This is a genomic window from Pukyongia salina (genome assembly GCF_002966125.1).
GTDB lineage: Bacteria > Bacteroidota > Bacteroidia > Flavobacteriales > Flavobacteriaceae > Pukyongia > Pukyongia salina.
In genome coordinates, this window is sequence record NZ_CP027062.1 from 3105217 (window position 1) to 3119183 (window position 13967).

General features: G+C 44.1%; 17 protein-coding genes. 4 read left to right on the forward strand and 13 right to left on the reverse strand.

Annotated features, from left to right (window positions below):
• The first annotated feature begins 99 nt into the window (after positions 1 to 99).
• Positions 100 to 573: a 23S rRNA (pseudouridine(1915)-N(3))-methyltransferase RlmH gene (gene rlmH, locus C5O00_RS14090; RefSeq protein ID WP_105217464.1), complete on the forward strand. Its 474-nt coding sequence runs from the start codon at positions 100 to 102 to the stop codon at positions 571 to 573.
• Here the strand turns inward: rlmH and C5O00_RS14095 are convergent.
• The 9 genes from C5O00_RS14095 to C5O00_RS14135 all read right to left on the reverse strand — a co-directional run bounded on the left by C5O00_RS14095 (position 536) and on the right by C5O00_RS14135 (position 8720).
• Positions 536 to 1813 carry an RNA polymerase sigma factor gene (locus C5O00_RS14095; protein WP_105217465.1) on the reverse strand — a complete coding sequence of 426 codons (1278 nt, stop codon included), beginning with the start codon at positions 1811 to 1813 and terminating at the stop codon, positions 536 to 538. The two genes, rlmH and C5O00_RS14095, sit on opposite strands and share 38 nt — an antisense overlap.
• Positions 1813 to 2160: a YciI family protein gene (locus tag C5O00_RS14100; RefSeq protein ID WP_105217466.1), complete on the reverse strand. Its 348-nt coding sequence runs from the start codon at positions 2158 to 2160 to the stop codon at positions 1813 to 1815. Before C5O00_RS14100 ends, C5O00_RS14095 begins: the two co-directional genes overlap by 1 nt.
• A gap of 84 nt (positions 2161 to 2244) precedes the next feature.
• Positions 2245 to 3606: an aldehyde dehydrogenase family protein gene (locus C5O00_RS14105; RefSeq protein ID WP_174688605.1), complete on the reverse strand. Its 1362-nt coding sequence runs from the start codon at positions 3604 to 3606 to the stop codon at positions 2245 to 2247.
• Between the two features lie 67 nt (positions 3607 to 3673).
• Complete coding sequence (locus C5O00_RS14110) at positions 3674 to 4444, reverse strand: carboxypeptidase-like regulatory domain-containing protein (protein ID WP_105217468.1); 771 nt, start codon at positions 4442 to 4444, stop codon at positions 3674 to 3676.
• An 81-nt stretch (positions 4445 to 4525) separates the two neighbouring features.
• Positions 4526 to 6277, reverse strand: a complete 1752-nt coding sequence (locus C5O00_RS14115; protein WP_105217469.1) for a DEAD/DEAH box helicase — start codon at positions 6275 to 6277, stop codon at positions 4526 to 4528.
• A 163-nt stretch (positions 6278 to 6440) separates the two neighbouring features.
• Entirely contained in the window at positions 6441 to 7013 is a 573-nt protein-coding gene (locus C5O00_RS14120) for a non-canonical purine NTP diphosphatase (protein ID WP_105217470.1), read from the reverse strand.
• Positions 7014 to 7085: 72 nt separating this feature from the next.
• Positions 7086 to 7460 (reverse strand): VOC family protein, encoded by a 375-nt coding sequence (locus tag C5O00_RS14125; RefSeq protein WP_105217471.1) that lies wholly within the window; start codon positions 7458 to 7460, stop codon positions 7086 to 7088.
• Between the two features lie 45 nt (positions 7461 to 7505).
• Positions 7506 to 8030, reverse strand: a complete 525-nt coding sequence (locus C5O00_RS14130; protein ID WP_105217472.1) for an SRPBCC family protein — start codon at positions 8028 to 8030, stop codon at positions 7506 to 7508.
• A gap of 30 nt (positions 8031 to 8060) precedes the next feature.
• Positions 8061 to 8720: a TrmH family RNA methyltransferase gene (locus C5O00_RS14135; protein ID WP_105217473.1), complete on the reverse strand. Its 660-nt coding sequence runs from the start codon at positions 8718 to 8720 to the stop codon at positions 8061 to 8063.
• Between the two features lie 66 nt (positions 8721 to 8786).
• On the opposite strand from C5O00_RS14135, the gene C5O00_RS14140 reads away from it, so the two are divergent.
• The 3 genes from C5O00_RS14140 (at position 8787) to purB (ending at position 11555) form a co-directional block, all read left to right on the forward strand.
• Positions 8787 to 9470, forward strand: coding sequence for an SIR2 family NAD-dependent protein deacylase (locus C5O00_RS14140; RefSeq protein ID WP_105217474.1), 684 nt, complete (start codon positions 8787 to 8789; stop codon positions 9468 to 9470).
• Positions 9467 to 10039: a hypothetical protein gene (locus C5O00_RS14145; RefSeq protein ID WP_158676877.1), complete on the forward strand. Its 573-nt coding sequence runs from the start codon at positions 9467 to 9469 to the stop codon at positions 10037 to 10039. Before C5O00_RS14140 ends, C5O00_RS14145 begins: the two co-directional genes overlap by 4 nt.
• 172 nt (positions 10040 to 10211) lie before the next feature.
• Positions 10212 to 11555 (forward strand): adenylosuccinate lyase, encoded by a 1344-nt coding sequence (gene purB, locus C5O00_RS14150; protein WP_105217476.1) that lies wholly within the window; start codon positions 10212 to 10214, stop codon positions 11553 to 11555.
• Between the two features lie 222 nt (positions 11556 to 11777).
• Here the strand turns inward: purB and C5O00_RS14155 are convergent, their stop codons facing one another.
• From C5O00_RS14155 to C5O00_RS14170, 4 genes are read right to left on the reverse strand one after another with little or no spacing between them, the layout of a single operon-like run.
• Positions 11778 to 12389, reverse strand: coding sequence for a GFO_1091 family lipoprotein (locus C5O00_RS14155; protein WP_105217477.1), 612 nt, complete (start codon positions 12387 to 12389; stop codon positions 11778 to 11780).
• Between the two features lies 1 nt (position 12390).
• The gene (locus C5O00_RS14160; protein ID WP_105217478.1) at positions 12391 to 12918 is read right to left on the reverse strand and encodes a GFO_1090 family protein; all 528 of its coding nucleotides are present in this window, start codon (positions 12916 to 12918) and stop codon (positions 12391 to 12393) included.
• Positions 12919 to 12940: 22 nt separating this feature from the next.
• Complete coding sequence (locus C5O00_RS14165) at positions 12941 to 13414, reverse strand: PG0215 family putative anti-sigma factor (RefSeq protein WP_174688606.1); 474 nt, start codon at positions 13412 to 13414, stop codon at positions 12941 to 12943.
• Positions 13401 to 13907, reverse strand: coding sequence for a GFO_1088 family ECF-type sigma factor (locus tag C5O00_RS14170; protein ID WP_105217479.1), 507 nt, complete (start codon positions 13905 to 13907; stop codon positions 13401 to 13403). Before C5O00_RS14170 ends, C5O00_RS14165 begins: the two co-directional genes overlap by 14 nt.
• Positions 13908 to 13967: the final 60 nt, after the last annotated feature.

Sequence of the window (13967 nt, forward strand, 5' to 3'; positions counted from 1 at the left end):
TACGAATTCTTTCAGCTAAAATACTAAAAGAAGTACGAACCAAGAAGCTCATAGGAAATACTACCTTTGTCTTTAAATATTTAAATTTTACCGTCTAAAATGAATATTAGTCTGCTCGCAATAGGAAAGACCGACTCCGGGGATCTGCAATCGCTTATCGACGAATACCAGCGCCGTCTCTCTCACTACGTCTCCTTCACCTTCGAGCTCATTCCGGATATAAAAAACAGTAAGAATTTAAGTGAAGCTCAACAGAAGCAACAAGAGGGTGCCGCCTTGTTAAAAAGAGTTCAGAGCGCAGACAGGCTTATACTGCTGGACGAAAAGGGGAAGGCCTACAGCTCGGTGGAGTTTTCGGCTATGCTTCAGAAACAAATGAACAGTGGAATTAAAAACCTGGTTTTCGTAATTGGCGGGCCCTACGGTTTTAGCGAGGAAGTCTATGCCCGTGCAAATGGTAAGATCTCTCTTTCCAGGATGACCTTTTCACATCAAATGGTGCGGTTGTTCTTCATCGAACAACTATACCGCGGTTTTACGATCCTTCGGAACGAGCCTTACCACCATCGTTAAGCTGCTGCTTTATTTTTTCTTTTTTCTGAAACAGATACTGCTTTTCAGACTCATTCTTCACAGTACCCAGCGCCAGCTCCAGGCAGGACAGGGCTTGTTTGATCTCATTACGCATTAGGTAGTATTCGGCCATGGTGCCGTAGTACAAATACGAGCGTTGCTCCAGCGAAGCGGGTTCGATCTTCCTGAACAAAGCCTCGGCGGCCTGCAATTCTCCCAGCTGTAAATGAACCAGGGCCATATTGAGCGCGGTCATGGGGTCGGGGCGTAACTGGTACATTTGTCGGTACCATTTTAAAATACTCCGCCAATTGGTAGTCTCGAAAGACGGAGCTTTTAAATGCTCGGCGGCGATGGAGGCTTCGTAGTGGTAATGCGAAAAACAATTATTGATCACCGCCTGGTTCATCGCTTCATTTCCCAGCCTGATAAGCGGAAAATACCACAGGGATCTATCCTGGTTGGGCAAGTCGATGATCTCACCCTTATCATTCATCTTACTGTCCAGTCGTGCCGCATGAAAACACATCAACGCAAACAGGGCGTATCCATCGTCGTTTCGTGTTTTTTTATTCTTCAGCACCATTTTGCATAGGCGCATGGCCTCGCCACACAGCTCCTTCCTAACAAGGATATCGGTGCGATTAGAATGAAACCCTTCGTTAAAAATAAGGTAGAGCACTTCGTGTACACTGTCCAGCCGCTCCACGAGTTCCTCACCCAGTGGGATCTCAAAAGTTATATTCTCCCTGCTTATCACCTTGCGGGCCCGACTCAGTCGTTTTTTGATCGTATCTTCTTTTGTAAGTACCGCCGAGGCTATTTCTTTGGTTGTAAAACCCGAGATGGTTTTAAGTGCAAAGGCAATGCGGTCTGTAGCTGATAATTTTGGGTGACAGGCTGTAAAGATCATCCGTAACACACTGTCCTCGATCTCTGTATCCAGAAAGAGATCGTTGATGGCGATGGCCTGTGTCCCGGTGGTTACATTCGGGATTCGCTGTTTTTCGGCTTTTAATTTTCTGAAGATATCCAGCACCCTGTTCTTGGCCGCAGCAGTAAGCCAGGCTTCGGGGTTATCTGGTTTCTGAACCCTCCAGGCAGACATTGCCTTGATAAAGGTATCCTGGATCGCATCTTCGATGGTTTCCAAATGCCTCAGCCCGAATATCCGTATTAAAACAGAGACCATCTTCCCATAGTGATGCCTGAAAAGATGGTCCAGCATTTTTTGTTCCATTACCTATCGAAAACGATTACCTCTCGAATCTCAACGGTTCCGCCCAGGTCGTAGTCCGGGAAATCCTGTGCTACATCTGCCACCTCATCAACATTGTTTGCAGCCACAAGGTAATAACCACCCACGATCTCCTTGATCTCCGCAGAGGTGAGGTCTGTTACTGTTCTGTTAGCCCCGGAAATTCTTCGGGCGGTAGAGTGCAATGCATTTCCGCCTCGCAGAATGCCGGATTCTTCCATTTTCTGCCCCCAGGCAAACCATTTACCCATACGGGCTTGTACTTCGTCCTGTGATAAGCCAAGGTCTCCGTAATCGGCTCCGATAAAGATCATCATAAATTCTTTCATAATTTTTGTTTTTATTGGTTAACAAATACGTTTACCTAAAAGACGAAGCCCGGGATGTAAAAGGGGACAGTGTTTCCGAAAAAATTAAAATTTAAAGAAAGTACGTATCCACCATAACTTCATTTTAGTTAACGGATGGTATTTTAAGCTCAACTCAAAGTGAGTGGTTTTGCGCAGTATACTCTTGTAATTCGAAAATTCTCTAAATCCCGCTTCTCCATTATACTTCCCTATTCCACTTAACCCAACTCCACCAAATGGTAACCTGCGATTTGTAATTTGCATAACAGCTTCGTTCTCGGCCCCGCATCCGAAGGAGATCTCCTGCATCACCTTCTTCCGTTCTTCCGAATTATTGGAGAAAACATAGCAGGCCAATGGTTTTGGCAAAGATCTTACCTGCTCGATAGCCGCATCCAGATCGGTATAAGGTATCACCGGGAGTAGTGGGCCAAAGATCTCTTCTTCCATCACCTTATCATTAAAACGCACATCAACAAGAATGGTGGGTTCTACGGTTCGCGCATCCTTATCTACCTTTCCTCCGTAATAGACCTTTGCCGGATCTATAAGTGCTTCCAGCCTTTCAAGATGAGTTTGGTTGATGATCTGGGAGTAATTCTCATTTTCCACACTATAGGCGCGTTTCTCAATTTCTTCTACACATTGTTTTAAAAAGCGTTCCCTGATCTTTTCCTCCACCATCACATAATCCGGCGAATTGCATGTTTGTCCGGAGTTAATAAACTTCGCCCAGATAAGTCGCTTTACAACCATCTTCAAGTTGCAATCTGCAGTAACGAAAGCCGGGCATTTGCCGCCCAATTCCAGTGTGACGGGCGTTAAGTGTTCGGCGGCCGCCTGGTAGATTATCTTTCCTACCCGCGGACTCCCGGTAAAGAATATCTTGTCGAATTTATTCTTTAATAGCTCCTGGGTTTCGGGTACGCCCCCTTCAACCACCTTTAAAAAGCCGGGGTCGAAATTATCGTTTATAAGCCGCGCTATGGCTGCGCTGGTGCTTCTCGTTAACTCACTTGGCTTCAGGATCACGGTACAGCCGGCGGCGATAGCCGCTACCGTAGGTGCGAGCGATAATAAGTAGGGATAATTCCACGGCCCTATGATCAGGCTAACGCCCAGCGGTTCGGCCAAAACATAACTGCGGGCAGGGAAATTAACTAAGTTGGTAGGAATGGATTTTCGTTCTGCCCAGGTGTCCAGGTTCTTCAACGCAAGGCCTATATCGGTATAGATCAGGGAAAATTCGGTGGCGAGGGTTATGAATTCCGATTTTCGGAAATCGCTGTGGATGGCCGTACAAAGCTCTTTTTCATGAGCCTTGAGTAAGGACTTTAGCTTCCGAAGTTGTTTTTTTCTGAAAGTTATATCACGGGTAACCCCCGAATTGAAGAATTCGTTCTGACTTTTTACTAAATCATGCATATTCACGACAGATCATCATGATTTAAAAGTAAGATAATTAGACGAAAGTATTCCGAAGGAACCGTTTTTATCCTTTTCCTTTTTTACGGTTCAGCACTTTATACTCCTCGTAACATTCGCTTATCGCATCCAGTATTTGAAGATCACTGGCAGTTTTAATGAAGTCGGCAGAGTAATTACACCTATTCACGATCTCATCAATATCTACACGTTCCAGCTGCAGGACAGCCATTAAGGTTTCGCGGTCATACTTCCCTGCAAGCAGGTTACGTATCTCGTCGTCTTCCTTCATCTGCCGCAGCTTACGCATCTGCTTGGGTTTCTTTCCGAAGATATTATAGAGAAAATCGGCCGGATTGAAGATAGAGCTTAACACACTGCTCACGGCTCCCGGTTTGGTCTCACCTCCTTCGTAACCCGTGTTCAGGCCTGATATACGGTAACGATAGTTATCGTAGATAGGGATAAGTCTCGCATCCACTTCCACATAACCCGTTAACTGAACCGGCCTTACAACCACTTCTTCAAGGGCGATCCCCAGCTCGGTCATCTTTACTTTAATGTCCCCGTATTTCAACCAGTCGTTGGTTACCCGAACCCGAATGGATTTAAAACCGAGATAACTAAAGTATAAGGTATCATTAACGCTGGCCCGAATTTTAAACTTCCCCTGGTGGTCTGTACTGGCACCTTTTACGCTGTTAAGGTTAACGATGTTCACATTTTCAAGCGGCTGATCGGTGGCATCGTTCAAAACGGTACCATTAATTTCGGCATCGTCCTGCGAATACGCTAAGGCGCATGTAAATACAAGTAGTAGGAATAATATTCTCTTCATAGCTTTGAAGACGTAAATGTACATAAATAGACGTTAAAATCACGCCAAAGTTGCATCAACACCCCTAAATTTAAGACTTACTTAACGTCTTCTCCTACGACCACCTGTACCTTTATCGTTCGGTCGTTGATTCTTGCGTCTGCTTTTCCCTTTAAATTTTGGCTTGTCTCCTCCAAAGGATTTACCCTTCTTCTTAAAGTCGCGCTTCCCGCTTCTCCCGGACCGTCCGCCACCTTTTCTTCGGCCGTCTTTCGAGATCTCGACAGTGATCTGTCTGCCATTTAGCTTGAACGACTCGAAGGCATGTAAAACCAGTTCCTTATGCTTTTCTTCCACATTGAAGAAAGAAAAACTATCCATCACATCTACCTTGTATAGATCGTCCTTGCTTAACTGGAGCAGGTCGCGAAGGAAATCCTTCAGCGACATCCAATCGAAATCGTCTTTGGCGCCAAGGTTGATAAAGAAACGGATACTAGGGCCTTCAGATCCCATACTGGTATCTCCGGCGGCCACATTGAGGTCTTTAGAGTTTTTGTAGTAGTTATAGAAACGGGTAAATTCTACAGAGAAAACTTTCTTGATAAGTTCTTCTTTACTGAATTCGGTCAATACTTCGTTTATTCCATCCAAATACGGATCGATATCGTGATTAACCTCCGTCTCCTTAATGCTGCTGGCCAGATGGAATAATTGCTTTTCACAGATCTCCATGCCCGAAGGAAGCTCCTTCTGCGTAAATTGTTTCTGAATGATCTTCTCTATGGCCTTTATCTTTCGAGACTCACTTTTAGAGATGATCACCATAGATACCCCGCTTTTCCCTGCTCGGCCGGTACGCCCACTTCGGTGAGTGTAGGTCTCGATCTCATCGGGTAGCTGGTAATTGATCACGTGGGTAATATCGTCCACGTCTATTCCCCTCGCGGCCACATCGGTGGCAACCAACATCTGTATTTGGCGAGTGCGAAACGACTTCATTACGAGGTCGCGTTGATTCTGACTCAGATCTCCATGCAATGCGGCGGCATTATAACCGTCTTCTATTAACTTCTCGGCCACTTTCTGAGTATCCCTTTTGGTACGGCAAAACACCACCGAAAATATATCCGGATTGGCGTCGGCCAGTCTTTTCAGGGCCGCGTAACGGTCTCTTGCGTTAACCATATAGAACTCATGCGAAACGCTATCTGCACCAACATTCTTGGTTCCAACAGAGATCTCGATAGGCGTATGCATGAATTTTCTTGCGATGGTAGCAACTTCTTTTGGCATGGTAGCACTAAAGAGCCAGGTACTTTTATCGGATGGCGAATGGGAAAGAATTTCGGTTATATCCTCGTAAAAGCCCATATTGAGCATTTCGTCGGCTTCGTCGAGAACACAATATTCTATCTTGGAAATATCGATCATCCCTCGACCTATCATATCCTTCATCCTTCCCGGAGTAGCCACGATTATCTGAGCGCCTTTCTTGATCTTACGAGCCTGGTCTGAAATACTGGCACCACCGTAAATAGCTACAATATTGAGGCCTTTCACGTACTTGCCGTAGGCTATCAACTCATTAGTGATCTGCATGCAGAGTTCTCGTGTTGGGGACAGGATAAGTCCCTGGGTGGTACGGCTTTCGGCATTTATCTTCTGAAGCATCGGAAATCCGAATGCTGCTGTCTTCCCTGTACCTGTTTGTGCTAGTGAGACCATGTCGGTCTCTCGTTCGATGAGAATTGGAATTGTTTTTTCCTGAACTTCCGAAGGGGTTTCAAAACCCATGTCGGATATGGCTTGAAGGAATTGTTCCTTCAATCCTAACGATTGAAATGTTGGCATAAAAATGTTTTACCTGTTAGTGCGTTGTGTGGAAGCTAACGACAGATAAAACCCCATGCTTCGATTGCAACGCTTCCTCACCCTGAGGAATCGGCGGCAAATATAATCTTAATTAATGTAAGAGACCGAATTTATGGACGAATGTTTTAAAAGAGCAACTATTTCACTCCTTCAGGTAATCGATAAGTTGCCGCATAGCCTTCCCCCTGTGGCCTATCTCACTCTTTAATGAAAGTGGCATTTCGGCAAAGGTTTGGGTATAGCCTTCCGGCTGAAATATGGGATCGTAACCAAAACCCTTTTCCCCTCGAGCTTCGTACGTTATCACCCCATTACATATTCCCTGAAACAATACGGGTTTGTTGTTAAGTGTAAGCGCTATTACTGTTTTAAATCTTGCGGTTCGATCCTTCTTGTCTTTCAGCTCACCTAATAGCTTCTCCATATTGGCATTTGCATCCTTTCCCGGGCCGGCATATCGTGCACTGTACACGCCTGGTGCATTATTGAGAGCGGCTACCTCGAGGCCGGTATCATCGGCAAAGCAATCCAGTCCATAATGAAGTTTCACATACTCTACTTTCTGTATGGCGTTCTCGGCAATGGTCTCCGCGGTTTCCGGAATATCTTCGTGACATCCTATATCGTGCAAACTTAGCAGTTCGATATGGCCGGGAAGTAAGGCTTTTACTTCGATGAATTTATTCTGATTGTGGGTAGCAAAGACAAGTTTCACAAATAGATCGGATTTTGGGAATGGTGCTTCTGGTAATGGCTGTTCAATTCATAAAAAACAGTTTGCAGACCCTCAGGCCTGCGAATGTAGCGCAACCCTGTTTCCTTCCGAATCGATAAACACACCCATATAGCCATATTCAGGGGAGATCTGGGTCTTGGGCTGGTAGATCCTTCCACCGGCTACTTCTACTCTATCCAACTCCCGCTGTAAGTCCTCGCTATAGATATAAACCAGCGCACCTTCCTCACTTGGGATATAAGATTCCTGCTTAACCAGCGTACCTGTTGCCCCGGGTGCATTTTCCTTATTGGGGAACCAGGCCATTTTCAGCCCCCCAAAATCAACGAGATGTAATTTAACGTCTAGTACTTCTTCATAGAATTTCACCGCTCTATCCATATCGTTAACGGGAATTTCTATCCAGGCAAAGGTATTGTGGTCCATGGCTTGAAATTTATCTTGTTATCGTGTTTATTTCTTTCTGCGTGATCAGGATTCGAGTATCTTCTTGAGATCTGTAAGTCCTTCCTCAAAATCCTTACCCACAGCCTTGTCCATATTGTAGAACAACATCATCACGTTATAAGGCCGTTTGTTTACTCCCGAAAATCCCCAGGTAACGCGCGTTCCTCCATCAACTTCATCCACTTCCATATAGGCATCACTTTCCGATTTCCACGGTTTAAAAAACCTCAACTCTGTATCCAGGCGCTTATTCTCTGTGATCTTTACGATCTCCTGTTCTCCGCTTCCCACATCCTTATTTCCCTCCCAACTGGAGACAAAACCCACTGTACCATCTTCCCCGGTAAAGGATTGTTTCATATCCGGATCTTTCTTTTTCCAGGGAGACCAATGGTCCTGGTTCTTTACATACCTGAGGTACTCAAACACCTCCGGCAAGGGTCTGTTTATCACAATGGAACGGTTGATGTGATATTTTAATGGTGCTACAAGGATGAGGATAATAATTACGGCTAATATGACCCCGAGAATACTTAAGAAGATATACATAACAAAGGTTCTTTGGTTAGGACTTGAAATTTACGAATTTTTGTTCGCTTTATATCGTTTTATTATCTCATCCACACTTTTAATACTTCGCTTGGTCCATTCGAGCTCCAGCTCTTGCTTTTCTTTTTCTGAAAGCTGCCAATCCACCCCTTGATTGCGAGCCCGTGACACTACATCTTGCAGAACAATTGCTGCCGACACAGAAATATTAAGGCTTTCGGTGAAACCATACATAGGGATCTTTAAAAAACCATCGGCGTTGTCAATTACGGAGTCGCTTAACCCTGTATCTTCTTTTCCGAAGAAAAAGGCAGTCCTTGGCTGCACGTCGAGGTCCTGTAACATAGTAGAATCGTTATGAGGTGTAGTCGCTATAATTTTATAACCTTTCTTCCGAAGGGTATGCATACAGGATTCGATGGTATTGTACCGATGGAGACTTACCCATTTCTGTGCACCCATGGCTATTTCCTTATCAACACGCTTACCTTCCAGTTCTTCCACCACATGCAGATCCTGGATTCCGAAAACATCACAGGATCTCATTACCGCACTGGTATTGTGGAGTTGATACACGTCCTCCGTAACTACCGTGAAATGCCTGGTACGCTGGGCCAATACTTCTTTAAAAAGTGTTTTCCGCCTATCGGTAAGATAAGATTGCAGGTATTCGAAAAGATCTTGATCCAAAGAAAAGGTTGTTTGGGCTAAGATAATTTTTTTCTGTAAAAACTTAATTTCTGCTACTTTTAAAGCATGAGAATAGCAGTATTAACCGGAGCAGGGATGAGCGCCGAAAGCGGCCTGAAAACTTTCAGGGATAGCAACGGCCTCTGGGAAGGTCACGACGTAATGCAGGTAGCCTCTCCTCAGGGTTTTAAGCGTAATCCCGAATTGGTCCTGGATTTCTATAACCAAAGACGTAGACAATTGTTGCAGGTTGAACCCAATACGGCCCATTACGCCCTGGCCGATCTGGAGCAAAATTTCAAAGTGGATATAATCACTCAGAACGTGGATGATCTTCACGAAAGAGCCGGCAGCAAACGTGTTTTGCATTTACACGGTGAGCTTCTAAAGGTAAGAAGTACATTCGATGAAGACCTGGTAATGGACTGGCGGAACGATCTTAAACTGGGTGACCTATGCGAACACAATCACCAGCTGCGGCCACATATTGTTTGGTTTGGTGAGGCCGTTCCTCTTATGGAAACTGCCATCGACCTGGTGCAGGTATCGGATATCATCATTATCGTTGGGACTTCCATGCAGGTATATCCTGCGGCAGGATTGTTACAGTACGCCAACAGAAATTCTTCAGTTTATTTTGTAGATCCAAATCCGGCAATCGATAATTCGGATGGGGTTACCGTGCTAGCCGAAACAGCCACCTCGGGCGTACCCAAAGTGATCGAAATGATCCATCAAAGACATTTATGATGGCGCATCCTGAACTCGTTACCCAGTTAAATTATCAAAAAGCCTATCGCGAGAACAGGCTGAAGGCCGCCCAATGGGTTCTGGATCACCCGCACACTTTTCCCCAATTATTAACAATATGCTTCGAAGATCCAACCGAGCTTTCCTATAAGGCAGCCTGGGCCTTCGAGTTCGTATTTTTGGAAGATCCCACAATACTATACCCTCATTTTGAGTATTTCTTCGGTAAATTACCTTCGGTAAAAATGGACCAGGTACTTCGATCCATGGCTCATGTTTGCGAGATCCTCTGTATTCAGTATTATAAAAAGCAGGAACCGTTAATTAAGGAGCATTTCAGAAGAGAATATAAAAACACCCTCACCGAATGTGCCTTCGACTGGCTTATAACCGATCAAAAAGTTGCCTGCCAGGTACGCGCCATGACTTGCCTGTATCATTTGGGTACCGAATTCCACTGGATCCATCCGGAGCTTAGTGAGATCTTGCAAGCTAACATTCATACCGGAAGTGCGGGCTACAAATCTAGGGCAAAGAAAACCCTTCAGCAGATCGCAAAACATAGGTAGTGCCCGAACCATAAGTAGTGATGAACTTTTAACCACTTTTTATATTCTTCGAGTAGATCCAGTAAACCTAGTTGTTACGCAATTTCACAGCCTCTCTTCAACAAAACGGACCAGGCAGCTCCTTTAAAATCCGTCAAGAAAATGTATCTTTGCACCTTTAATACACTAAGTTATGTCATCCCGCTCACTACAGGCTATTTCTCCCATCGACGGACGTTATGCGGCCAAGACCAAATCTCTTATACCTTTCTTTTCCGAAGAGGCTCTTATCCGTTACCGAGTCCAGGTAGAGATCGAGTATTTTATTGCCCTGGTTGAATTACCACTTCCGCAGCTGGCAGATTTTGATACGACCCTGTTCGATTCGTTAAGAAAGCTTTATACCGAATTTTCTTCGGAAGATGCCCAGCGGATCAAAGAGACGGAAAAGGTGACCAATCACGACGTAAAAGCGGTAGAATATTTTATAAAAGAGGAGTTCGATGCACTCGGACTTGAAAAATTCAAGGAGTTCATACATTTTGGGCTCACATCTCAGGATATTAATAATACGGCAATTCCGCTTTCTTTAAAGGATGCCATGAACGATGTATATGTACCGGGATTCTTCAAACTAAAGGATAAACTGAAAGAACTCGCCACCCAATGGAAGGATGTGCCTATGCTGGCCCGAACGCACGGACAGCCGGCCTCCCCAACTCGACTGGGAAAGGAGATCGATGTATTTGTGGTAAGGCTGGAAGAGCAGTTCGATCTGCTCAACGATATTAAAAGTGCAGCTAAATTTGGTGGTGCCACGGGTAATTTCAATGCGCATAAGGTAGCCTATCCAACTATAGACTGGAAAGCTTTCGGAACTCAATTTGTACAGGAAAGGCTGGGGCTGCACCATTCGTTCCCTACCACCCAGATCGAGCATTACGACCATATGGCTGCGCTCTTCGATTGCCTGAAACGAATCAATACCATCCTCATAGATCTGGATCGCGATATCTGGACCTATGTTTCTATGGATTACTTCAAACAAAAAATAAAAAAAGGAGAGATAGGCTCCTCGGCCATGCCTCATAAAGTAAATCCGATCGATTTTGAGAACAGCGAGGGTAATCTTGGTATCGCTAACGCCATTTTCGAGCATCTTAGTGCAAAACTGCCAATAAGCAGGTTACAGCGAGATCTTACAGACAGTACAGTGTTGCGCAATATAGGGGTTCCCCTTGGCCATACTATCATAGGATTTCAATCCACCCTGAAAGGCCTTGACAAACTACTTCTAAATGAAAGTAAGTTTAAGGAGGACCTTGAGAATAACTGGGCTGTAGTGGCAGAAGCCATACAGACGATCTTAAGGCGAGAAGGTTATCCTAATCCCTACGAAGCCTTAAAAGGGCTTACTCGCACTAATACGGCAATTACAAGAGATTCTATTAGAGACTTTATTGATAGCTTAAACGTTTCAGAAGAAATTAAAGAAGAACTGAGAAATATTTCTCCTTCCAACTATACAGGGATATAAAAAAGACTCCCCGAAGGGAGTCCATATTCTTCAACCTAACTCATCTTGTGAGGTCTCTGGTTGAGTGGATGACTTAAATGCGGGGATTTATTAAGTTCATCCCATCGACATCTATTCAAATTTATACCCAAAGTATTAAGGATCAATAACCTGAAAATGCGTTTTCGATTAAAAACAAAAAAGGCTCCGTTAATGGAGCCTTTTTCTTACAAAACTTTAACATTAGTCTGTAATTTCTTCTACTATATCCGTGAATTCTTCAGCTGTATCGGTGTTTTGAGTATCGAATTCATCCTCGAACATGTCCCCTATTCCGCTCAAGGCACTCAAATCGAGGTCTCCGCTATTGATAGAGTTCATCAATTTCAACATTTGTCCGGGTTTCATATCGTCTCCCAATAGTCTGAATATGGCAAATCCTCTGGTATCGTCACTAGCAAAGATGATCACCTCATCGATGGCATCCTCTTCTCCCAGATACTTCATGGTCATCTTACTGCCGTTAGAGTTTACCTTCCCCAGTAAAACATATTTCTCGTTGTCCAGGATCTTGGCCAATTCGGCACGCTCTGTCTCGTAATCTGCTGCATTTTCCCCTTTTAATGGGAAGGCTACCACGTTTACTTTCTTGATCGTACTTAGGATCTCTTTTTGTTCTTCGGTGAAATTGGCATCATCACTTTCAAAAAGACTGGTGGCTATATCCAGTTTCACATATTTATCATCATCCTGTTTATCTACCAGGTAACGTTGCAGGGAAGTTCCGTCGTTACAGCTTACCAGCGCAAGGGCAGCCACACTTATTCCTACTAAAAATCTTACTAAGGTTACCATCTTATTGTTTTTTATCGATGTTCTTCAATTCTTCACTTCCTGGAACTTTAAGGTCCTTGGTAAGCTTGGAGATCTTCTTCAGATCGATATTTCCGGTGATGCTCATGATCATGGTCCCGTCTTTCCCGTCTATATTTCCATCCATGAACATAAGGAGTTCACTCACAAAACTCTCACTTTTTCCTTCTTTGGAGTAGAATTTAATATTCTTGCCTTCATCCTTCACGCGCATAAGCTCGTTTAGTCCTTTGGCAGATCCAATATACTTTTGCACATCGGCAGACATACGTTTTGCCACGGCAGGATTGTTTGTGATAAAGATCTTTATATTATCCAGGTTATTTACAAGTTCCAGGTAGTCTTTCACTTCCGGGTCGTTCGATTCCAGGTCGATCTCGGCCAAAAGTTTAAACATATTCTTGGTCACTACCACAGAGGTAACATCCTTTTCATCTTCGTAAGAGTCGAACTGCGCATAACCAATATAGGGTGCAGTTATCACTAATAATAGTATCAATAGCTTCTTCATTATTTCTTGTTTTTAAGGTTTATTACTTTAATATTTTGTTTTTGGTTTCTGTAAATTGTTCAATATGTCTGATGGTTGAGGTTCCTTTGGTGAATTCACTCAGGTAAGCCACATTTTCGGTGCCTTTGTTCAAATTGGACGATAGCATCATCATAGCTTCCCTGGTTTGTTTCAAGGCGGCCAGTGCTTCCTCTTCTTCTTTAGACAGTCCCGAGTTTGAAAAGACGATACTTCCTACGGTGACGGCCACCAGAAAAGTTGCAGCTATACTATACCACCATGGGTTTATCTTCGATCCGGATCGCGGTAGTGCGATCTCTGTAGCCGAAACTTCTTCCTTCGCCTTCACAAATCCTTCAAACATGGGCTTCATTGGCTCCAGGTGGGCTGCTACCTCCCCATTGGTAAAATAGTCTCTCAAGGTTGCTTCTTCCGCCAGGGTGGTATTCCCCTCGAAATAAGCGTCCAATAACCTTTCAATTCTAGCTGATTCCATAGTTGTACTTTTTTATCATTTCTTCTCTAATTGCTTTTCTCGCCCGGGATAATGCCACCCGTATGGCTGTTTCATTTAGATCCAGCATCTCTGCTATCTCTGCATATTCGTATTGTTCTACATCTCTTAGCTGAAGGATCATTCGTTGTTGTTCCGGAAGGGTTTCCATGATCTGAAAAACAAGGGTTACTCCATCATTCGCCTCTACCTGTTTCTCTACATTCTCCGAATTCTGAAAATTGCTGTGAACGATCTTCATATTTCCGGCTTGCTTCGATTTTAAACGATCCAGACAATAGTTCTTGGTCATCGTCATCGCAAAGGCCTCAGGGTTCTTGTATTTCCCTATCTTTTCCTTCCCATTCCATAATTTCAAAAAAATCTCCTGAACGGCATCCTCAGCTTCATCACTCGACACAAGGAGCCTCTTAGCCAGCCTATACAGCTTATCTTTAAAAGGCAATACGGTTGATAAAAACTCCTTTTGCTTCATTGTTTTGTTGGTTAGTGAACTCGCAATTGCTATGCCGTTCTTATATCTCGACGAATGGTC

Bases quoted from the DNA above. Each gene is read 5' to 3' on its own strand.
- rlmH (WP_105217464.1), top strand. From the start codon at position 100: ATGAATATTAGTCTGCTCGCAATAGGAAAGACCGACTCCGGGGATCTG.
- C5O00_RS14130 (WP_105217472.1), bottom strand. From the start codon at position 8,030: ATGTATATCTTCTTAAGTATTCTCGGGGTCATATTAGCCGTAATTATT.
- purB (WP_105217476.1), top strand. From the start codon at position 10,212: ATGTCATCCCGCTCACTACAGGCTATTTCTCCCATCGACGGACGTTAT.
- C5O00_RS14125 (WP_105217471.1), bottom strand. From the start codon at position 7,460: ATGGACCACAATACCTTTGCCTGGATAGAAATTCCCGTTAACGATATG.
- C5O00_RS14105 (WP_174688605.1), bottom strand. From the start codon at position 3,606: ATGCATGATTTAGTAAAAAGTCAGAACGAATTCTTCAATTCGGGGGTT.
- C5O00_RS14170 (WP_105217479.1), bottom strand. From the start codon at position 13,907: ATGAAGCAAAAGGAGTTTTTATCAACCGTATTGCCTTTTAAAGATAAG.
- C5O00_RS14160 (WP_105217478.1), bottom strand. From the start codon at position 12,918: ATGAAGAAGCTATTGATACTATTATTAGTGATAACTGCACCCTATATT.
- C5O00_RS14095 (WP_105217465.1), bottom strand. From the start codon at position 1,813: ATGGAACAAAAAATGCTGGACCATCTTTTCAGGCATCACTATGGGAAG.
- C5O00_RS14140 (WP_105217474.1), top strand. From the start codon at position 8,787: ATGAGAATAGCAGTATTAACCGGAGCAGGGATGAGCGCCGAAAGCGGC.
- C5O00_RS14110 (WP_105217468.1), bottom strand. From the start codon at position 4,444: ATGAAGAGAATATTATTCCTACTACTTGTATTTACATGCGCCTTAGCG.
- C5O00_RS14165 (WP_174688606.1), bottom strand. From the start codon at position 13,414: ATGGAATCAGCTAGAATTGAAAGGTTATTGGACGCTTATTTCGAGGGG.
- C5O00_RS14145 (WP_158676877.1), top strand. From the start codon at position 9,467: ATGATGGCGCATCCTGAACTCGTTACCCAGTTAAATTATCAAAAAGCC.
- C5O00_RS14100 (WP_105217466.1), bottom strand. From the start codon at position 2,160: ATGAAAGAATTTATGATGATCTTTATCGGAGCCGATTACGGAGACCTT.
- C5O00_RS14155 (WP_105217477.1), bottom strand. From the start codon at position 12,389: ATGGTAACCTTAGTAAGATTTTTAGTAGGAATAAGTGTGGCTGCCCTT.
- C5O00_RS14115 (WP_105217469.1), bottom strand. From the start codon at position 6,277: ATGCCAACATTTCAATCGTTAGGATTGAAGGAACAATTCCTTCAAGCC.